The sequence below is a fragment of the Microcoleus sp. D2_18a_D3 genome (assembly GCF_036702455.1).
Classification (GTDB): domain Bacteria; phylum Cyanobacteriota; class Cyanobacteriia; order Cyanobacteriales; family Microcoleaceae; genus Microcoleus.
The window spans coordinates 20,404-41,081 of record NZ_JAUBTK010000072.1 but is presented as its reverse complement, the minus strand read 5'-3'; the positions used below and the strand labels follow the sequence as shown (position 1 = coordinate 41,081).

General features: G+C 45.4%; 19 protein-coding genes. 8 read left to right on the top strand and 11 right to left on the bottom strand.

The window, feature by feature from the left end; genetic code table 11:
* Positions 1 to 249: 249 nt before the first annotated feature.
* Positions 250 to 2,214: an AAA domain-containing protein gene (locus QUB06_RS26070; RefSeq protein WP_333437752.1), complete on the top strand. Its 1,965-nt coding sequence runs from the start codon at positions 250 to 252 to the stop codon at positions 2,212 to 2,214.
* A 24-nt stretch (positions 2,215 to 2,238) separates the two neighbouring features.
* Here the strand turns inward: QUB06_RS26070 and QUB06_RS26065 are convergent, their stop codons facing one another.
* The 4 genes from QUB06_RS26065 to QUB06_RS26050 all read right to left on the bottom strand — a co-directional run bounded on the left by QUB06_RS26065 (position 2,239) and on the right by QUB06_RS26050 (position 6,666).
* The gene (locus QUB06_RS26065) at positions 2,239 to 3,369 is read right to left on the bottom strand and encodes a formylglycine-generating enzyme family protein (RefSeq protein WP_333437751.1); all 1,131 of its coding nucleotides are present in this window, start codon (positions 3,367 to 3,369) and stop codon (positions 2,239 to 2,241) included.
* On the bottom strand, positions 3,359 to 3,847 hold the full coding sequence (locus QUB06_RS26060) for a hypothetical protein (protein WP_333437750.1): 489 nt from the start codon (positions 3,845 to 3,847) through the stop codon (positions 3,359 to 3,361). Before QUB06_RS26060 ends, QUB06_RS26065 begins: the two co-directional genes overlap by 11 nt.
* Before the next feature lie 209 nt (positions 3,848 to 4,056).
* Positions 4,057 to 5,022, bottom strand: coding sequence for an RluA family pseudouridine synthase (locus QUB06_RS26055; RefSeq protein WP_333437749.1), 966 nt, complete (start codon positions 5,020 to 5,022; stop codon positions 4,057 to 4,059).
* Between the two features lie 195 nt (positions 5,023 to 5,217).
* Entirely contained in the window at positions 5,218 to 6,666 is a 1,449-nt protein-coding gene (locus QUB06_RS26050; RefSeq protein ID WP_333437748.1) for a RecQ family ATP-dependent DNA helicase, read from the bottom strand.
* A gap of 169 nt (positions 6,667 to 6,835) precedes the next feature.
* Here QUB06_RS26050 and QUB06_RS26045 point away from each other — a divergent pair, with 169 nt between their 5' ends.
* A complete protein-coding gene (locus QUB06_RS26045; protein ID WP_333437747.1) occupies positions 6,836 to 7,645 on the top strand; it encodes a phytanoyl-CoA dioxygenase family protein in 810 nt (269 codons plus the stop codon).
* Positions 7,646 to 7,812: 167 nt separating this feature from the next.
* On the opposite strand, the gene QUB06_RS26040 is transcribed toward QUB06_RS26045, so the two are convergent.
* A complete protein-coding gene (locus QUB06_RS26040) occupies positions 7,813 to 8,193 on the bottom strand; it encodes a hypothetical protein (RefSeq protein WP_333437753.1) in 381 nt (126 codons plus the stop codon).
* A 480-nt stretch (positions 8,194 to 8,673) separates the two neighbouring features.
* Between QUB06_RS26040 and QUB06_RS26035 the strand changes: the two genes are divergently transcribed.
* A complete protein-coding gene (locus QUB06_RS26035) occupies positions 8,674 to 9,228 on the top strand; it encodes a M23 family metallopeptidase (protein ID WP_445251425.1) in 555 nt (184 codons plus the stop codon).
* Between the two features lie 176 nt (positions 9,229 to 9,404).
* Here the strand turns inward: QUB06_RS26035 and ftsH are convergent, their stop codons facing one another.
* On the bottom strand, positions 9,405 to 11,339 hold the full coding sequence (gene ftsH, locus QUB06_RS26030) for an ATP-dependent zinc metalloprotease FtsH (RefSeq protein ID WP_333437745.1): 1,935 nt from the start codon (positions 11,337 to 11,339) through the stop codon (positions 9,405 to 9,407).
* A 590-nt stretch (positions 11,340 to 11,929) separates the two neighbouring features.
* On the opposite strand from ftsH, the gene QUB06_RS26025 reads away from it, so the two are divergent.
* Complete coding sequence (locus QUB06_RS26025; RefSeq protein ID WP_333437744.1) at positions 11,930 to 12,475, top strand: NADPH-dependent FMN reductase; 546 nt, start codon at positions 11,930 to 11,932, stop codon at positions 12,473 to 12,475.
* Positions 12,476 to 12,828: 353 nt separating this feature from the next.
* On the opposite strand, the gene QUB06_RS26020 is transcribed toward QUB06_RS26025, so the two are convergent.
* Positions 12,829 to 13,059, bottom strand: coding sequence for a hypothetical protein (locus QUB06_RS26020; protein ID WP_006635545.1), 231 nt, complete (start codon positions 13,057 to 13,059; stop codon positions 12,829 to 12,831).
* A 132-nt stretch (positions 13,060 to 13,191) separates the two neighbouring features.
* Between QUB06_RS26020 and psb32 the strand changes: the two genes are divergently transcribed.
* On the top strand, positions 13,192 to 13,914 hold the full coding sequence (gene psb32, locus QUB06_RS26015; RefSeq protein WP_333437743.1) for a photosystem II repair protein Psb32: 723 nt from the start codon (positions 13,192 to 13,194) through the stop codon (positions 13,912 to 13,914).
* Positions 13,915 to 13,973: 59 nt separating this feature from the next.
* Here the strand turns inward: psb32 and QUB06_RS26010 are convergent, their stop codons facing one another.
* Positions 13,974 to 14,357: a DUF4346 domain-containing protein gene (locus tag QUB06_RS26010; RefSeq protein ID WP_333437742.1), complete on the bottom strand. Its 384-nt coding sequence runs from the start codon at positions 14,355 to 14,357 to the stop codon at positions 13,974 to 13,976.
* Here QUB06_RS26010 and QUB06_RS26005 point away from each other — a divergent pair.
* Together QUB06_RS26005 and dcm are read left to right on the top strand one after the other, a co-directional pair.
* Positions 14,349 to 14,582, top strand: a complete 234-nt coding sequence (locus QUB06_RS26005; RefSeq protein ID WP_333437741.1) for a hypothetical protein — start codon at positions 14,349 to 14,351, stop codon at positions 14,580 to 14,582. The two genes, QUB06_RS26010 and QUB06_RS26005, sit on opposite strands and share 9 nt — an antisense overlap.
* A gap of 235 nt (positions 14,583 to 14,817) precedes the next feature.
* The gene (dcm, locus tag QUB06_RS26000; RefSeq protein WP_333437740.1) at positions 14,818 to 15,846 is read left to right on the top strand and encodes a DNA (cytosine-5-)-methyltransferase; all 1,029 of its coding nucleotides are present in this window, start codon (positions 14,818 to 14,820) and stop codon (positions 15,844 to 15,846) included.
* A 399-nt stretch (positions 15,847 to 16,245) separates the two neighbouring features.
* Here the strand turns inward: dcm and QUB06_RS25995 are convergent, their stop codons facing one another.
* From QUB06_RS25995 to QUB06_RS25985, 3 genes are all read right to left on the bottom strand, one after another.
* Positions 16,246 to 16,656, bottom strand: a complete 411-nt coding sequence (locus QUB06_RS25995; protein ID WP_333437739.1) for a hypothetical protein — start codon at positions 16,654 to 16,656, stop codon at positions 16,246 to 16,248.
* A gap of 289 nt (positions 16,657 to 16,945) precedes the next feature.
* Positions 16,946 to 18,754 (bottom strand): aspartate kinase, encoded by a 1,809-nt coding sequence (locus QUB06_RS25990; protein ID WP_333437738.1) that lies wholly within the window; start codon positions 18,752 to 18,754, stop codon positions 16,946 to 16,948.
* A gap of 293 nt (positions 18,755 to 19,047) precedes the next feature.
* Positions 19,048 to 19,812 carry a Uma2 family endonuclease gene (locus QUB06_RS25985; RefSeq protein ID WP_333437737.1) on the bottom strand — a complete coding sequence of 255 codons (765 nt, stop codon included), beginning with the start codon at positions 19,810 to 19,812 and terminating at the stop codon, positions 19,048 to 19,050.
* Positions 19,813 to 19,920: 108 nt separating this feature from the next.
* On the opposite strand from QUB06_RS25985, the gene QUB06_RS25980 reads away from it, so the two are divergent.
* Entirely contained in the window at positions 19,921 to 20,580 is a 660-nt protein-coding gene (locus QUB06_RS25980) for an HAD family hydrolase (protein WP_333437736.1), read from the top strand.
* Positions 20,581 to 20,678: the final 98 nt, after the last annotated feature.

The following is a 20,678-nucleotide window of genomic DNA, read 5'->3' as shown; positions in this document are numbered from 1 at the left end:
GTCATTGGATTTCTCACCGGATGGTCCTGGATTTTACAGGCTTTATCTCTATCACATCTTTAAAAAAATGGTATAACTCAGCTTGAAAGGCGAGCAGAAGAACTGGCAGACTATGCACAGATTCCTATAGATTCTTATGAAAGAATTCGGGTCAGATTTGATACGGCTCTGTCGCGATTATCCGAAGGCATATTACCTTGGTGGAAAAGGTTGTGGCTTTGGTTTACTCGTAGCACCGAAAAAAATGTATTGGACAAGCTGAAGCAAGCTTGTGAATCAGATATACTGCAAACGTTAAACCACCCAAATACCTCTTTTCGCTTGGAAGCTCCTAGAAGTCGCAGTGTCCTAGTTGAAAATTTGCATTTTGTTCGGCGAGCGCTAGACTTAGCTAGAGAGTTACAAACAGTTCAATCTAACCAAATAGAAACTTTTGAAAATATAGTCATTTTAGAGAAAGAGTCCGAGCAATATCTTAGAGAATTAACTGCTTTAAACAACAGATTAGATGTTGTAATAGACGATTTTTACACCTTCCATAAGCGTTACCATGAAGAACACAAAAGTTTATTTGAACTATCGTGGCAATTTCTTAATCAAGAAGCACTGCGACGTAAGGAGAATGTAAAACAGGCGTTGACCCTCTATTCCAATTTTCTGTCATACCATCCTCAAGCTTGGCAAAATTTGTCTGGCAATCTGGATGAGAATATGAAAGCGTTGAGTTTGATATTTCCTGTCATCACCTGCACGTTGCTTTCAGTAAGTAATATGCTGCCGCATATCGAGGAATGTGTTGACTGTGCAATAATAGACGAAGCTGGAATGATACCGCAGCATCAGACATTTCCTTTACTGGTGCGATCTCGCAAGGCTATTATTGTAGGCGATCCGCTTCAAATTGAGCCTATAATCACTCTGAGTAACCAGAGACGCGAGGACTACTGTCAGACAGCATTTCTTAACAAAGGGTTAACTGAAAATGATTATCTTCGTTACAGTCCCGAAAAGATAGATAAGGCGACTACCTATCATCGCGCCGCCGGAGCAACTGGAGAAGATGGCAATACAGGTAATGGGATTCGTTTGATGGAGCATTACCGCTGCCAACCTAGTATTATTGAATATTGCAATAATATTGCTAGATATGGATTAGAGGTAAAGACACAACCAAGAGTCTCACCATTGAAAACAAACTTAATTGCTCACCATGTTGAGGGAAATATTGAGGGGAATGTAAATCAGCAAGAAGTTACTGCGATACGTGAGTTAATTCCGCGCCTTTTGAATCAAGGTTATTCCCTTGCAGACATTAGTATAATTTCACCCTTTAAAGTTCATGCTGATGCTTTGAGGAATGATTTACGTAGTAGAATAAATTTTCCGGGATTTCAGAAAGATGATATTGGGACTATTCATCGTTTTCAAGGTTCGCAGAAGCGAGTAATAATTCTATCCACCAAAGTATGCCGCTCGCAGGATAACTTTAGTTTTATTAACAGAAAACTCAACCTTCTTAATGTAGCTGTATCTAGAGCCGAAGAACTTTTTATTTTGGTCGGCAACCTTTATCGACTGGAGAAAGCAGGGGGCTATACCGATCTGCTTGTCAAACATATTCAAAAAAATGGATTGGTTTTCGATTATAAATCTAAATCTGACTTAGAAAATCCTTATAAAGACTCTGCTATTGATATTCCTATAGTTTCTAATTGCCAGCATTTGGAGTATTTTAATAGAGCTATTCAGGAAGTAGAACAAGAACTGATAGTAGTAACTCCTTGGATTCGAGGAGACGAACCCAAACAATTTGCTGATAATATTGTTTCAGCCTTGGAAAGAGGTGTTCAGGTGAAAGTAGTTTACGGATATGTCAATCCTGCTCGTGAAAGTTATGCAAACAATGATGATAATGATGCTGAATCTGAGAAACTTCTGAGGGATTTATTTACTTCATATCCCAAGTCGTGCCTCAGTCGTTCGCGCAGTGAAGGAACAAATCAAAGAATTTTGTTATGGGATAATAAATTGGCAGTAGTAGGCAGTTGGGACTGGCTTTCTCACCGATATCGAGATAAGTGTGATAAGTGTGATAAATCACTAATGAATCCAGACGCTCAAATACGTGAGGAGACGAGTGTTTTGGTTTCTGATCCCTTAAGCCTTGCATTATTGAAGGAAAATATAGCTGGACTCATGCAAGAAGAGTCGTAACCATTTAACAATGGACTTTAGACTTTATACAAAAGAGCAGACAACTCGAAAGCCAATATTTTTATTACTGCTACTGGGATTACCAAGAAAACGAGATGCAGAACGGCATATGTGGGGAGGCGAATTCCACGAACCACCGCGCAATATTCGACCTTCCTCATTTCCATTAATCAGCCACATACTGCCATCAGATGGTGCTTCCTGATAGTTGTTGTGGTAATAGTCAGCACACCACTCCCAGACATTACCGTGCATATCGTGTAGTCCGAAGGTATTAGCTGAAAAAATATCAACTTCGCTTGTTTCTTGACGATAAATTCCCTGGGGTTCATTCCGATAAGTTCCTTTATAGAAACAAGCTTTTGTATTTTTATCCTGTCCGCAATAGTTGGCTAGTTCTGTTGTAATGGTTGCACCAAAATGAAATGGGGTTGTTGTTTGGGCGCGACAGGCGTATTCCCATTCGGCTTCGCTTGGTAAACGATAAACCCGTTTTGTTTCCTTCGACAGTCGATCGCAAAACTCCTCGGCATCATACCAAGAAACCCGCTCAACGGGTCGATTATCCCCTTTGAAAGACGATGGATCGGGGTCGAGGTCATGCTTGATTTTTGGAAGGGAGGCGATCGCTCTCCACTGTGCCTGAGTAATGGGATACTTACCCATAAAGAAGGGTTTTACAGTAACTAGATGTCGGGGACGTTCATCCTCGCGGGATTCAAGTTCTTCTTGGGGCGCTCCCATTGTAAATTTACCACCTGGGATGGAAACCATTTCCAGCTCAACTGCACCGCCCAAACTGTCTATGAAGTGCTGCGCCTGTTTACAGCAAGGGTTAACTTCTCTCCCCTTAGCATCCACCTTTACTACTTCAAATTCAAATGTTGAGATTACTGGGGGAGAACACAGGGGTGGGATTACTGCTGCATTTCTACTGGCAGTAGAACTTGGAGGTGCAACTCCATGAATTTTTCGACTAATTTGTTCCTGCTGATCAGGCGATGCGATGAGAAAAATATTTTGCGTGGCAATATTCTGCGTGACGAGCTGCTGATTAATGTCCCCGACAGTCAGACTGCCACCGACTGTAATCTTGTTCAGCAGGTTCTGCTGAGTTTCTGGGCTTGGGTCATCTCCTGGCTGATTATTTGTCACCTCGATTTTCCTGGGTTATGTCACCAACTTTCGCATCACTTCCAACTTGCCAGTCTCTGCCTAGCAACTGCTTGGCAGAGGTTTGCCCCTCTTTGATTTGTGTAATGTTTCCTAAGTCTAGCTTCCCTGTGATCCGCAGTTTATCCAAAATCACTTGCACGGCGGGAGATTGAGACTGAATTTGGTTAACCAATTCTGTTAACCGGGCAGCAAACTCTCGATCTTCTTCCATCTGGCTTACCAATTCCGCTTCAAGTACCTGTACATTAGCCTGAGTTGGATTTGCTTCTGCTCGTGTCAGTAACCCCCCTGTACCAGCTACTTGCAATTGGTTTTTGACAGTCAGATGTACAGTCTTAATTGCTTCTGCACTTTTTTCCCAGACAGCTTGGCCTATGTTTTCACCAACTTTCTCCCAAACTTTGGGCAGTATTACCGTGATAACTGTTCCAGCAACAACAGACAATGGATCGATCATGTTTTTGTTCTCCCGTTACGGTTTGAGTAAATTTCTTTGAAAATAGTAGATTGAGGCTTATACCACTTTAGGGTTGCTTATCACAAAAGTACAGCTTTTGATCTACTTATAGCAGCCGACAGGCAGATGAGAACAAAAATTGAATAAAGGCTATCCAAGCGTTTGATGGCAGCTTGTCCTCACAGCTTAGACAAATGGTATAGTAATTATCAAATATTAGCCCGCAACCGCAATATTTTTAACAAGGTGTTGAATTGATCGGGTAAAGGTGCGATCGCCTCTATTAATTCTCCTGTTACGGGATGCTGCAAAGTCAGCCGCCATGCGTGGAGGGCTTGTCCGGTTAAATTGACGCCGATCGAACGGTTGGAACTGTACATCGGGTCGCCGACAATGGGATGTTTTATTTCCGCTGTATGCACGCGAATTTGATGGGTGCGGCCGGTTTCTAATTGATAGTGCATTAAGCAATAGTTGCCGATTCTTTCTTTGATTGTCCAGTGAGTAACTGCGGGGCGACCGCCTTTTTCTACAGGTACTACCGCCATTTTTTTGCGGTCTGTGGGATGCCGGCCGATGGGTAGGTCTATTGTGCCTGTTTCGGTATTGGGAGCACCGTAAACTATGCCTAAATATTCGCGGCGGGCGGTTTTAGTTTTGAGTTGGGCTTGCAGATGTTGGTGAGCAATGTCGGTTTTGGCGATCGCGATCGCACCTGTTGTATCTTTGTCTAATCTGTGTACGATTCCCGGCCGCTGAACTCCGCCTATTTCTGCTAGGGGACAGTGCGCTAACAAAGCGTTGACTAATGTACCGTCTTGGTGTCCGGCGGCTGGGTGGACGACTAATCCGGCTGGTTTGTTGATGATAATTAGGCTGTCATCTTCGTAGAGGATGTCGAGGGGAATTGCTTCGGCCTGCAACTTTGTGGGCTGGGCTTCAGGTAATGTGAGGTGGATGCGATCGCCCGTTTTTACTGATATTTTTTTCGAGGTGCAGGTTTCGTCGTTGACTTTGACGTTACCTTGTGATATGAGGCTTTGGATTCGCGATCGGGATAAGTCCGGTATCTGGTTTGACAGCCAAATATCTAATCGCTGATTGACATTACTGCGATCGAATTCCTCTGTATTTTCTACTGTGTAAATCTGTGCCACAGTGTCTGTTTCTATCATTTACTTTTTACTATTTTTTGCCAAGTGTGTAAAGCAAATATCCTCATCATAACATCTGTGAGTGAGTTCGCGATCGCACGGGTAGCGAGAAACCGGGTTTTTTCACGGCAATACTTCGTTTCTGCCCGCAGAGTGGGTAAAAAACCCGGTTTCTTGGGTCGGAGTGGTTAAGTTGTTTGAGTATAATCGTCAATTCTATCGACAATTGTCGCAGTGGCCGCAGCGCATTGAGGTAGCTTCCTTGGCAAACCCAAAAGCTTGCAGCAAAAATTGCCACCTACACTCGCGATGTTTGAGATATTTTGCCATTTCTTCCGCTGCGCTAAAGTTGGGTTTTTCGCCTTTTTGCTGTGCGGATTTGTCGATCGCATAATTAAAAGGATCTTGCCATTTTAATTGTCCGCTGCTGTGCAAGATTGAAAGGGCGATCGCGCTTTCGGGAAATTCGCGGGAAACTGCTTCTATATCCCCTTTAACTGGCAGTTTTTTGGCTAATTGCTGAGCTTCTCGGTATTGCGATCGCAATTTATCTTGAAAAAATTCCTTTCTTTGTTTATCTTCGGGATAAAGCAAACCCGTCGGTTCGCTAATCAATGTCAGGGCGATCGCCGATTTGCCGTCGCGTCCTCCTCTACCAATTTCCTGAATGTATTCCGATAATAGCAAAGGTGCTTGAAAGTGAACAACCCACCGGACATCGGGCTTGTTAATTCCCATCCCGAATGCTGAGGTACAAGTCACGAATTTAATATCATTGTTCAGCCAAGCTGTTTCTATTTTTCGTCGTGATTCTGGACTCAAACCTGCATGATATGCCGCTGTTTCATAACCTGCTGCGTCCAACAAATCCGCCAAATTTTCGCTATCTTTTCTAGTGCGGACATAGACTAAACCTGCTTGTTTTGGTCGAGCTTTGATAAAATTTAATAATTGCTGCTTGCGTCCTCTCGGCGTCCAGACAGTCTGCACTTGCAGGTGCAGGTTAGAACGGTAGGGACTTAGCAGAAATGCTTCGGGTTTTTGCAGTTGCAACACGTTTTTGATTGTCTGCTGTGCTTCCGGGTTGGCGGTAGCGGTGAAAGCTGCGATCGCAATTTTACTAGCTTCCGGCTTGGTTTTCAATAAAGCCGATCGCACTGTTCCCAAACGGCGGTAAGCTGGTCGAAAAGTATCACCCCACTGAACTAAACAGTGAGCTTCATCTAATATTAAACCGTTTATTTGTATTTGCGGTTGACTGATAATTTCCCAGACTGGTTTGCTGAGCAATGTTTCGGGAGACAGGTACAGCAATCTTAATTTGTTTTGTTGCAGCGATTGCATAGTTTGTCGGCGCTGCGCTGTTGGCAATTGACTGTGGAGGAGGGAAGCGGGAAGATTGCGATCGCGCAATTCTTGCACTTGATTTTCCATCAGTGCGACTAACGGCGAAACTACCAACGTTAAGCCTGTTTGTAACAAAGCTGGCAGTTGAAAGCAGATTGATTTGCCGCCACCTGTCGGCATAATTATAATTGTATCTTTCCCGGCTAATAAACTACCGACGATTTCTCCTTGGGGCGGTCGAAAGTCATCGTATCCCCAGATTTTTTGGAAGGCGGCGCGGGCTTGATTTAATGATACTGGTTCTGGTTGGTATTTCATTTTATTTATCCCCAAATCAGACGTAATGTGAGCAGTGCGTGCCCGACATAATTAAATTTTTTGTAAGTCCTGATGTACCAATAAACCGGGTGGCTGGTTTCATAGTATGCAAGTATCGAGCAGAATAAGTGTTAATTTAATAACAGTTAATAATTTTACTTTTTGAATTATGAACGCAAGCACGTTAAGCGAAGTTTTCAGCTATCGGCAAAAGACTTGTGATCTTTTCGATACAGCGGGGGCGGTAGATGCGGTGCATGAAGATGGTTTTGCGCTGATTCCTGGTGTACTCAGTCCGTCGGAAGTGGCGCAAACCAAGGAAGCACTCGATCGCCTGCAACCCTTCGGACTCGATGGTAGCAGTTGGAGTGAATTGAACCAGCATTTTAAGTGCGTTTTTAATCGCGATCGGCTGTGGCTTTCCTATGTCGATCGACCGGGTATAATTGAGTTAGCAGAAGCATTAATGGGCAGCGATTGCCACATTATCGGCATGACTGCGTGGAAAAGCGGGCCCGGTTATGATGGTTGGCGCGTCCACGTCGATCAGGTGTTTGTACCCGTGCCCGAAAGCGTGTTTGCAGATCGCACTTTTCAACTGCCAGTATGGATTTGTACAGCCCATTTCTATCTCAGCGACATCGCAGAAGACCTCTGTCCTACCTATATTATTCCCGGTAGTCACAAATCTGGTCGAAAACCAGATCGCGGGGAAGAAACTTGGAACGGACATTCCCCAGAACCTGTTTTGTGCAAAGCAGGAGATGTGCTGTTTTTCCGCAGTGAAATTTGGCACTCCGGCGGCAAAAATACGACGACAGATGGAACTCGCTACTTACTGCAAGTGCATTATTCCCACCGCAACATCGCGCAGAAATTTTCGCCTTGGCCGTGGCAGTTCAATCCCGAAATTCTCGCTACCGCTACCGAACGGCAACTGCGGCTTTTAGGCAAACATCCTGAGTCAAATTACGGTTAAGATACATTATGAATTTTGTTTGAGGCGCGATCGATAAATAAACGGGAAATGTCATATTTATTTGAGAGTTGGAGTTTTGGATTTGAGATGACGATCAATTCTAGAGGCTGGCAAATCTCCGAATATCTTCAGCAATCCAAAATCCAAAATCCAAAATCTAAAATCGCCTAAGATTGACCGTCACGGCGGCCGAGCTCGTACACGCCACCACCAATACAGGCGATCGTACCCATAGATACCGCCCAACCAGTGCCCAGAGACAATTCGACGCCCCAATTGCACAATCCGCCCACAATCAAAAAGGGCAAAATGCTCAACAGGGAAGCGTAAAACGCATTTTGAGCTTCTCTGGCTTGGCGGGTTCTTTCAAACTCGGCTTCCGAGGTGTAGAGGGATCTTTCGGCAAAATTCATCCAGCGGTTGAGTTGCAGGATTACCCATTCTGTGATGGGCGACAGGCCCCAGTATAGGGCCAAAGACCACAAGGACGCACCGGCGATCGCTGTTGCGTCTATGGCAAAACTAAAGGGAAAAATTTCAGTAAGCATTGCTTGATGTGTTATGAATTTGAGATTTTGGATGTTATCCAAAATCCCGGAACTAACTATAGTGTCAAGCAAAAGCTCGATCGAATTCAACCGCAGCACGAATTCCTCGGCCAATTTTTTTTGATCACCCCTGGGCATTTACCCGGAAGCCTTGACACGGGTTTTGGATGGAGTAAGATACACGTTGTTATTAAACTGATTCGCGATCGCGGGTAGAGCTCAAAGCCAATCTTGCAGCGAATTGGCATAATTTACATCTTGCACCTCAGAAACGGGCTCTGGGGCCCACCCCACAAAGAATGATTTTTTTGTGGGGTGGGCCCCAAAGCCCGCCCCTGAAAGCTTTATTGACAAGGGTGCAAGATGTGAGCCTAACAGACAACGCAAACTCCCACACACATTTAACTTTGAGCCGTGAAAAAAATCCTGCAAGACTCTAGAGGCCCGCTGACGGCAAAACGCTTTTTTCGTTTCAGACAGATGCTGCTGCTGGCACTTTCGATCGGCATTGTGTTGATCAGCCCTTATGTGCAGCAGCAGGTGGTCAAAGCTCAGTCAGGCTTACCAAGCAGAGTAGCGACGGGTAATTTGTGGCAAGAAGCTTCTTTTCCAGTCGAAAACTTTGAAACATACACTTCCCCCTTCGGCCCCCGTGGCGGGGATTTTCATTACGGTTTGGACTTGGCCGCCCCGGAAGGCAGCTATATCCGCAATTGGTGGGGTGGCCAAGTTGTGGAAGTTTGGGAAGATGGCCGATGCGGCACTGGTATGGTGGTGCGATCGGGAAATTGGGAACATATCTACTGTCACCTCAGAGGCCGAGTGCTAACGGCTAACGGCGGACGTTATTATACCGATCGCGAAGGTACCTTGCAAATTTGGCAAGGTCAAACAGTGCCTGCGGGTGCGAGAATTGCCAGAGTGGGGATGACCGGCCGCACGAGTGGGCCTCACTTGCACTGGGGATTGAAGTATGGCGGCCGCTGGGTAGACCCGGCTTTGGTATTGCGGGAAATGTACTCCCAACAATCTTAATTTGTCATTAGTTAGTAGTCATTAGTCATTAGTCATTAGTCATTAGTCATTAGTTAGTAGTCATTTTTATTGGTTTGTAGTAAGGAATAAAGTCCTTATTTTTTCGGTAATGAGGACTAAAGTCCTCACTACAAACTTTAATAACTAATGACTAATGACCAATGACTAATGACTCTTTACGTTGGGGCTAACTCTTTTTTTGTCAACTCGGTGTACCGAGCTACAATTTGGCGGAATTCATCGCCGTCGATCGTTTCTTCATCCAACAGCGCTTCGACAAGTTTGTCTACCAAAGCGCGGTTTTCGCGGATAATTCGGCGAGCTTCTTCGTAGCACTCAAAGGCAATTTCCCGGACTTGGCGATCGATCTTGATTGCCATGTCTTCGGAATACTCACTTCGAGAATTCCAGTTCTGCCCCAAAAACACCTCATTGTTCTGACTTTCAAAAGCCACAGGCCCCAAATCCGACATTCCATAAAGCGTTACCATCTTCCTAGCGAGGCTGGTGACTTGTTTGATATCCTCGCTGGCACCGAGAGTTACTTCGGCAGCGCCGTAAATTTCAGCCTCCGCCGCCCTTCCCCCCAAAGCTACTGTAATCCGGCTTAACAGCCAAGCCCGACTCATCAAACCTTCGCTGTCGATCATTTCGTCGTCGTACACATAGCTAACAAAGCCTGCGATGCCGCCGGAACGGGGGATAATCGTCACTTTATCTATTGGGTCAGTATTTTTGAGCATCGTCCCGACTAGGGCGTGTCCGATTTCGTGGTATGCTACCATCCACTTTTTCTTGCTGTCCAGCAGCGGGTTGAGGGTAAGCCCGATCGTGATCCGGTCGATCGCGTCGTGAACTTCTAAGTTACTAATCGTGTCTTTGCGACGCCTCGCTGTGAGAATTGCTGCTTCGTTGAGCAAGTTTGCCAAGTCGGCGCCGGAAAAGCCGGGAGTGCGGCGGGCGATCGTGTCTAGGGCCACTTCTGGGTCGAGTTTTTTGTTGCGCGCGTGAACTTGCAAAATGCCCAAACGCCCTTTGTAACTGGGTAAATCTACCGTTACTTGCCGATCGAACCTGCCGGGCCGCAGCAGGGCGGTATCGAGTACGTCGGGGCGGTTAGTAGCTGCAATCACAATCACGCCGCTGTTACCCTCAAAGCCGTCCATTTCTGTCAGCAACTGGTTGAGAGTTTGTTCGCGTTCGTCGTTGCCGCCGCCGATACCAGCGCCGCGCTGCCTTCCTACGGCGTCTATTTCGTCGATGAAGACGATGCAGGGCGAATTTTCTTTAGCTTTCTTGAACAAGTCGCGGACGCGGGAGGCGCCAACTCCGACAAACATTTCGACAAATTCCGAACCGGAGATGCTGAAGAAGGGAACGGCTGCTTCGCCTGCGATGGCTTTTGCCAGCATTGTTTTGCCGGTCCCCGGAGGCCCGATTAACAGAACTCCTCTGGGAATTTTTGCGCCGATGGCGTTGAAGCGTTCGGGTTTTTTGAGGAAGGTTACGACTTCTTGCAGTTCTTCTTTAGCTTCTTCGATGCCTGCTACGTCGTCGAACATCACGCCGGTTTTGGCTTCCATTTGGAAACGGGCTCTGGATTTGCCGAAGTTCATGGCATTTCCTTGAGATTGGGTCGATCGGCGCAGGATTGCCATCAGCACTGCCAACACTGCAAAAATCACTAGCAAGTTTACTACTAAACTGACTGCGGCGGCGTTGTCGGCTGTTTGTTTGACTTCAAAGTCAATCTTTTTGGCGCGGATTTGCGAGTACAGTTCTCGGTTGTTGTAATCGAACAGACTAACTGATTGGGTTAGATCGCTTTTTTGATTTTTTAGCCTAACCTTGGCAGTTTTTTGAGTTTCGTCTACTTCGATTTTACTGACTTGCCCTTTTTCTATGTTGTCGATCAGTTGGCTGTAACTCATGGTGTTTGGCGCGCTGTCGGCAAACACCGGGGTCGAGAGCAATATTCCTTGAGAAATCACCAAACTGCCCAGGATGCGCCAAAGATTCCGTCCTGGAATTGATTTTTTAGGATTCTGGCTCGACTTGTCTTTGTTTACAGCTAGATGCCCCAGCCATGCGTGTTTCCAAGAATTTTTCATATTGCTTTGCCCAAGGTTGAAGACTGCCAAGATTGACCGCTTGTGGTTTGCTACGTTCATTTATTTTAACAAGATGGCGGGTGTTGAATGGGTTTATCTCTCGCGGGCATCTTAAGATGCCCCTCAAGAGGGGGGGTTTTGAATCCACGGCTTCCTCAAGAAACCGGGTTTTTTACGTAATCTGCGGGCTATAACCAAGGATTTTGCTCAAAAAACCCGGTTTCTGGGCCCCCTTCACTGAACTTACCCACGCATCCTCAAGAAACCGGGTTTTTTACCGGATCTGCGGGCTATAACCAAGGATTTTGCTCAAAAAACCCGGTTTCTGGGCTGCGTCGGTAAATCTCAAATCTCAAATCTCAAATCGATGGATTTTGCTCAAAAAACCCGGTTTCTGGGCTGCGTCGGTAAATCTCAAATCTCAAATCGATGGATTTTGCTCAAAAAACCCGGTTTCTGGGCTGCGTCGGTAAATCTCAAATCTCAAATCTCAAATCTCAAATCGATTGACAGTTGCCGATCGAACTTGCTATGTTAATCATACTCGTAATGAGTACGTTTTAGTAAAGTAGTTATTGTTTTTAAGCTTTATGGTAAAAATTGTCGGCATTGGTGGAAGTTTGCGGGCTGTCTCCTACAGCCAGTTAGCGTTGAAGGTGGCAGCAGAACGGGCGCAGGCCCTGGGCGCGGAAGTTGAAATATTCGATTTACGATCGCTCAATCTGCCCTTCTGCGACGGTGAGAATGATTATCTCGATTACCCGGATGTGGAAAAGCTGCAGAATGCGGTTAAGGAAGCCGACGGCTTGATTTTGGCAACGCCGGAGTATCACGGTAGCGTCAGCGGTGCTCTCAAGAATGCCCTGGATTTGATGAGTTTTGAGCATTTGGACGGGAAGGTTGCGGGTGCGATTAGCGTTTTGGGAGGGCAAGTTAACAGCAACGCACTCAACGATTTGCGAACCATTTTGAGATGGGTGCACGCTTGGGTAATTCCCGAACAAATTGCGATCGGACAAGCTTGGAAAGCTTTTAGTCCTGATGGTAAATTATTGGATGAAAAACTGTCTGAAAGGTTCGACGAATTTGCTCGGAGTTTAGTAGAAAATACGCGGAAATTGCGAGGAATTTCTTAGCAGAGGGCTTGCTTTCGCCAATAGTCATTGGTAATGGGTAATTGGGAATTGGGAATTGGTAGTAACTAACCAATAACCAATAAGTAATGACTATTGGTAATGGGTAAGCAGTAATTGGTGTTGGTTATTGGCAATTGGTAATTTGTAGCAACCAGCTATAGCCTTTCGAGCGCAAGATGAGGTACTATCCGGCATAGGGCATAGGGCATAGGGCATAGGGCATAGGGCATAGGGCATACCTCACCACGCTTGAGAACCGCTATAATGACTACTGACTAATGACTAATGACTAATGACTAATGACTAATGACTAATGACTAATGACTAATGACTAATGACTAATGACTAATGACTTAAAATGGCATATCAATCATGTCTCCGAAAGGATGGGGTACGTCGATCGGCATTCTTCCGGGTTTTGACTCATATTTGTCTATCCACTTTTTGGCCAATTCCAAAGCTTCCTCCTCAGTCTTGGCATTTTGGACAGCGACGTGGCGGTTGCCGCGGCTATCCCAAACCTCGACGTAGAAGACTTTCTGGGATTGAATAATCCAACCTTTATAAGTGTCTGCTGGTTCCATAGTTAGAATCCTAAAATAATCGGGCGGGGAGTTCCACTGGCGAGCTAATTGTAAATATTGCCCTGCATAAAATGAATTTTACGGGGGTTTCTATAGTATTTTTGGAAAAAAGTCAGTTTTACGGTTAACCTCATGACCCGACTCCGGAAGCAATTATTTAACTGGAGAAAATATCTCCAACCTTTAGCCGCGGCGCTCGCGATCGTCCTAATCGCATCCCAGATGGCGGTATTGCCGGCATTGGCGACTGGCGTTTACGAAATGCCGGTGTTGTCGGCGGGCGATCGAACTTGGGTGTTCGACAAAGGCGACGTACTCAGCCGCAGCAGCGAAAGCAATATTAGCAGCGTGCTCGACAACCTGGAAAACAAAACAGGGAAACAAGTCCGATTTGTCACCATCCACCGCTTAGACTACGGCGAAACGACTGCCACTTTCACCGACCAACTGTTTGAACAGTGGTTTCCCGCAAAAGAAGACCAGACTAATCAAATTTTACTCGTTCTCGACACTGTTACCAACAGCGCGGCAATTCGGACGGGGGAAGGGGTGAAATCCCTGCTAACCGATGAAATTGCCCAAAGTGTAGCTGGGGAAACCGTGCAAGTCCCGCTGAGGGAAGGCAATAAATACAACGAGGCATTTGCGGCTGCAAGTACGCGCATTGCAACTGTTTTGTCAGGCGAACCCGATCCGGGTGCTCCTGAAGTTGTTGACAACATTCAAGTTGAAGGCACGTTTAAAAAAGCTGAAGAAACAGACCAAGGCAATGCCACAGTTGTTGTGGTTGTGCTGTTGGTGTTGGCGACAGTGATTCCGATGGTGACTTATTTCTGGTATCAAGGTTTTTCGTGATCGGGTGCTGATAAATTCGATCGGTTGCCGTTTTGTCAAGAAAATATGGCAGGGCTGCACTAATCTTGAACGTATTCTCTATCGCTCAACAAAGCAATTTCTGCCCGTACAAATTCCCGTCCCAGATAAGCCGCGTGATCTAACATTGTCACCGGGCTGGGGCGGGTTTCTTCTAGGATTTTGACACAAAGTTCTTTGGCGGTTCTGCCGGTAAAAAGTGTGGACTGAGTGCGTTCTACTTTGCCACGGGCGGGGATGGGTTTACCAGTTTCGGGATCGATGGCGAGGCCTCGATCGTCGATGATGTTGGTGAAATGTTTGGCACAAATTAAGCTGGTTTCGCGATCGAGATAGATGATGAAGTAGCCGCCTGGATCGAGGTCGATGTGGCGTTTGGATAGCTTGTCATCGATGGCGGTGAGATTTTCTAAGGTTTGACTCATGGTTGGTGGAAGGAAGTAAACAATAGCTATATTTTTTTTGCTATTTCTAGTTTAGTCGGCTGCGGGACAAGTTTGGCAGGTTGGTTGGTTGAATGCGGGGGGAAATTTCGGGCGATCGACATTCTATCCGATATCTGTGGGGACAGGGCATTGCCGTGTCCGGCGCTGGCTGCTGCGACTTTTAATGAGTGGTATAAGATTGAGGACTGTCACAAGACTTGTTGAACTTGATAGAATGAACCGCAGAGAACGCAGAAAACGCAGAGTGAAATAAGAGAGAGAAACAAAATATGTTATCACTGAGATATTGCACCATTTGCAATCAGCTTTTCAATGCCGGGTTGTCCTGCCCACCACCAGAAATTCACTCTTTGTGGAACAGGCCGGAAAGCCTGTTCTTGAGAATACTGCTCTTCGGTGAGTTATCATTGGGGTGAGTAATTTTGGGATTTAATTATAAATGAAATTTATAGATTTATTTTCAGGAATTGGAGGTTTCAGACAAGGCTTTGAAAAGATAGGCTTTGAATGCGTTTTTTCCTGCGAAATTAACAGCAAATGCCGAGAAGTCTACACAGCAAATTTCGGTGAGGTTCCTTTTGCCGACATCAGTAACATCAATCCCACCAATTTAGCAGACTTTGATATTTTAGTCGCCGGGTTTCCGTGCCAACCTTTTAGCATCTGCGGCAAAAAGCTAGGTTTTGAAGATACTAGAGGCACGCTATTTTTCGAGATTTGTAAAATTATCACAATCAAGCAGCCTAAAGTTATCGTTCTCGAAAATGTCAAGCACTTAATCCATCACGACAAGGGAAATACCTTAAAAGTAATTATTGCCAGCCTTGAAGATTTGGGATACAGCGTGAATTACAAAACGCTGAATGCTAAAGACTTTGGAATTCCTCAACATCGTGAAAGAATATTTATTATTGCAACTAAAGGTAAAGAATTTAATTTCTCTATACTTAAAAGCAAGTTTCCTCCACAACTCAGGGAATTTCTAGACAAGACAGGGGATTTTGAAATATTGGACAAATCCGAGTATACTTTAATTGAGTCTCCGAGAAAGCAAGATTCGGGACTTTTGTTTGTAGGTTACAGAAATAAAGGTACTTGGAAAACTGGCGTGAGGCCAAATACAGAACATTTATCGAGAGTTCACAGACAGCCTAATCGCATTTATTCGGTAGATGGAGTGCATCCCACAATTCCTTCGCAAGAAACATCTGGCAGGTTTTTTATCTACATTCCTGAGCAAGATATGGTGAGAAAGTTGACGCTGAAGGAATGTTACCGTCTTATGGGTTTTCCTGAAGATTTTAAGAGTTATCCTAGTGCGGGGGAAAGTTACAAGCAAATTGGGAATTCGGTTTGTGTACCGGTGGTGGAGGCGATCGCGCAAGAAATAGTAAGTCAAAATTTATTGTCAAATGAGCTAAATGAACTCCAGAAAAAACTGAAGAATATATACAGGTTGTCCTTTTAAATTGCTGATATCAACTTGACGGAGATTCCCATACAATTCGAGACTGTCTTGCCAATAAAAGTGCAAGCTCATCAGCCCTTGGACGGTTATCTTCACGATAGGGCAAGCCTATAATACTCCCATGAGATGAAGAGTCACGTACTACATTTAGACCTAGTTCTCGAATTTTATCTAAATCCAGGCTAGCAACTCCTTGACAATTTCTCAATGCACTCAAAGATTGCTCTATGGAAAAATTGACAGAAATACCCTGTTCGTTTATATTTTTCCGCAAATAGTAGGCGTCCGATTTGACGATCGATCTATCCCGATCTATCCATCCTTTTCGGAGAGCTCGGTAAACAAGTGTATGATCGGGTAAATTTTCAAACTCTGATGCACTCGCTGAAGATTTTTCTATCATCTTTTGTTAAACCACTGCAACCAGTAAACTAATGTTGATGATGAAGCGATATCTTCGACCGCATTTTCATTATTTGCATGGTGATAAATGTCAACTGGTTTCTCAGCACTGAAGGGACAAAAGAGGCGCACTGTACGATCGGGTTCTAAGCTTGTCCAATCTAGTGTAATACTGCCTCGATCATCTGTACCTGTAGAGCATTTTGGAAAACTGTTTCCCATGCTATCATAAGCCTCAACAACTAATTTCATCGCTGTCCTGAAAGCATATTCAGTCGGTTTCAAAATTCCGTACTCATCCTCTTCTTCTAAATCTAAAAGCTCGATCAGACGTTCAACAGTGATTCGGAAATTCAATAAACCGCTATTGCTATTGCTATCAGTAATCTCTTCCTTAGCTACAGTCATAAGATTCAATCCCTTTTAGCCGATCGCCAGTTTTATTTTAACACAGCCTCATGCTGTGAAATTTGCACTCAAAACTCGATCGTTGACGGTCGATCGATATTGGTATGAACACGGCAATACGGTGTCCAAATCCGAATATATTTGTAGGGATACAGCACTGCTGTGTCCGCGATATTTGCAAGGACACGGCACTGCCGTATCCCTACCGAAAACTCTAATTAATGAAAATTTTAAGCTTGTAGTTGGGATTCAGAGTCTGCCGGCGCTGAAGCGCAACTACAAACCTCGATTAGGCGGGAACTTGGATTTTTTCGGTGCCGGCAAGTTCAAAGGCTGCGTGAATTGCTTTCAAAGCAGTTACTCCTTGTTCCTCATCCACAACGCAGCTAATTTTAATCTCGGAAGTGGCAATCATTTGAATGTTGATTTGCTGGCGGGAAAGCGCTTCAAACATCTTTGCCGCTACTCCCGGATGCGCTACCATCCCGGAACCGACAACGCTAACTTTGGCGATTTGTGTATCGACTGCTACTTCGCCCCATCCAAATTCGGGGGCGGCTTTTTCGAGGGCGTTTTTAGCCGCTTCTGCGTCAATTTGTGCTACGGTAAATGCAATGTCGCGAGTTAATATGCCGTCAATATTGTGACAGCGCTGCGACTGAATGATCGTGTCTACACTGATATTTTCCTCGGCTAAAAGTCCAAACAGTTTTGCTGCTACTCCGGGTCGATCGGGCAATTGGCGAATTGCTAGACGCGCTTGATTGAGATCCAACGCAACGGCGCGGACTGCGGGCGGTTTGTGGGAGGATGAACGCAGCCCAATAGGGGAGTTGGCAACATCAAATGTTTTGCAGAGTTCGGCAACAGCCCGATCGCAATCTTCGGCATCTATCGCACAACTAACTTTCACCTCGGATGTAGAAATCATTTGAATGTTAATTCCTGCATCCGCTAAAGTCTTAAACATCTGCGCGGCTACCCTCGGACGACCGATCATTCCCGCACCCGCAATGCTAACTTTAGCTATTGGCCGCTCTTCTGCTTTCACTTCCGGTTCTCCCAATTCGGGGCGAGAATTCTTGCCGAGGGCGGGGATAATTGCGTCTGCAACGGCTGCGGCTTGTTGCAGAGATTTTCGCGTCACGGTGAAGGCAATATCGTTAGTATTTCCTTCATGAATTGACTGAATAATTAAGTCTACATCGAGGTTTTGCTGCGCGATCGCACCAAACAACCGCGCAGCTACGCCGGGGCGATCGGGCAAACGCAGTAGCGACACCCCTGCCTGATCCAAGTCAAATTCCACCGCATCCACCGCTTTTGCGAGCTCCAAGCCCTCCAAAGGCCGGGGTTGCGGGGGTGGGGACACTACACGGGTACCGGGGGCGTCACTCCAGCTAGAAAGCACTACTAGGGGCACGCCGTAATTCTTGGCAATTTCTACCGCGCGCGGGTGGAGGACTTTTGCGCCCAAACTCGCCAATTCCAGCATTTCGTCGCAAGTGATTTCGTCCATTAATTGGGCGTCGGCAACCAAGCGCGGATCTGTAGTCAGAATTCCGGGCACGTCGGTATAAATTTCGCATCTGTCTGCCCGCAGCGCTGCAGCGAGGGCAACTGCTGTTGTGTCGGAACCGCCACGGCCCAAGGTGGTAATTTCCAATTCTCCGGCATCGGCGATACCTTGGAACCCAGCAACCACAACGACTTTACCGCTTTTTAACTGGCTTTCAAGCCGATTCGGGTCAATTCGCAAAATCCGGGCGCGGGTGTGGGCGGCTTCGGTGACAATGCCGACTTGGGCGCCGGTAAGGGAAATTGCGGGCTGTCCCATTTCCTGCAATGCCATGCTCAAAAGTGCGATCGAGACTTGTTCCCCAGTGGAAAGCAACATATCCATTTCCCGCTTGTTGGGATTTGCGGAAATTTCCTTGGCGAGTTTAACTAAACCGTCGGTGGTTTTGCCCATCGCCGAAAGTACGACAACGAGAGAGTTGCCGAGCTGTGCTGTTTTTACTACTCGTCTGGCTACTTCCAAAATGCGATCGACTGTACCAACCGAGGTTCCGCCATATTTCTGAACAATTAGTGCCATAGGACTTACACAAAAAGTGATGCAATACTTAAGTTAATATACGCAAATTTTTGATAATAACCGATGAATGTTTATATAGTTTCTGAGGAGGCTGCTAGGCGATCGGGTTTTTACCGCACATGATATTCCTAGGGACACTGAATTGCCGTGTCCCTACCGGAACCTGCGACTGATGGGAATTTAGATTTTTGATTAAAGAATTGAAGAATTGCCAATGACTTAGGAAGAACCCAATCCCGATAATCATCAGTCATCCCCAATCTAACATCTAAAATCTCAAATCTAAAATCGAATTACTCGCCTTCTAACTCTCGCAAACGCGCTTCCAAAGCTTGAATTCGCAACTCAGCTTCTATGCGCCTTTGTCGTTCTTGTTCTGCCACTAATTCGGCTTGTTCTGCCCGTTCCTCGGCGGCCGGCAGCAAATTCCTGGAAGCATCCCACCAGCGCAGCCAAGGCAGTTCTACGCCCTGATAAACCCCTTGCCAAATGCCTAATTCCACTCCTATTTGTGCGATCGGGTAATGTCCGCGCTGATTTTGTGGGACTAACTCGAAGCGATCCTCTACCAAATGATACACTTCAACTTGTGCCTTTTTGACTTCATAAATGCCGTAAAAAGCAGGCCGAATTATCCGCTCGTAAATCCAGAATTTGCCCTGGCGAGGAGTCCTATCTCTTTCTTCACTGCCATCACCAGAAACAAATTCAAGTACAATCAGGGGTGGCATTAATTCCTGCCAGATGACATAGGAGCGGCGCATATTTCTGTCAAGAGTTGGCGGCACGTCGGGCACGTAAAACCAATCAGGCGCTTCGGCTCCTCTTTCTGGCGGTACCGGGGGCCTGGCCACTCGCCAGTAAATACCGGAATCTTGACCGATGCAGTATTGTCCGTCGGGATGAATTTGGTCTAAAATGGGTCGAATTGATGTTGTTAACAGGATGCTTTGAGGATGTTCTTGGAAGTTTTTAACAAAAGTACCGTCGGAGTCTGGTAATTGAGTGTGGTCTGGGAAATCTGTTGCTATAATTTCTGGTTTTTCGGTGACACTCATGTTGACCTCTTGAATGTTGAAAAATTTTACTTATAATTGGTGAATGAGAGATTAAGGCTATTAGGTCATTGGAAACCTCGGATTGCTATATAGAAAATTTTCAGAAATATGAGTAAGTACAAGTTAATTATTTTTGACTTCGATGGCACTTTGGCAATTACTCACAAAGCTATTGTATTTTGCTTTACTAAAACTTTTGAAAATTTCAATATTACTCCACCTACTGCTGATACTATTATCGGTACCATCGGCATCAATTTACCAAATACTTTTAAAATCCTCCATCCGGCGATCGAGGAAAGCGCAATTCCTGAATGGGTTGAAACTTACCGCTCTTATTATCGGGCGGAAGGTGAAAAGCAGGTAGAGTTATTTACCGGGGCCAAGCAAGTGTTGCAGTTGGCGTGCCAGTCGGGATTGAGCCTGGGAGTTTTCAGCAATAAACACGTTAGTTTTGTGGATTTGTTACTGCAAAAACTGAAAATTCACAGTTTTTTTGATTTAATTTTAGGTGATAATGGAGAAATAATTATGAAACCAAACCCAGCGGTTTTTCACTCGATTATTAAACCGCTGTTCCCGGAGTTGGATAACAGTCAAATTTTAATGGTTGGCGATACGGCGATTGATTTGCTGTTTGCTAAAAATGCTGGGATAGATGTTTGTTGGGCGACTTACGGATATGGCGATCGCGATCAGTGTCTCGCCCTAGAACCGACTTTCGCGATCGACGATATTTCAGAACTTGCTGTGTTCGTTCAACATTAATTTTTACTGGTTTTTTATTAGCATATTTTGAATCGTTTAAGTCCTAGGTTTTTTATTAAAAATATTTCAATAGAGACTCCTGGTATCTGATTTTGGTT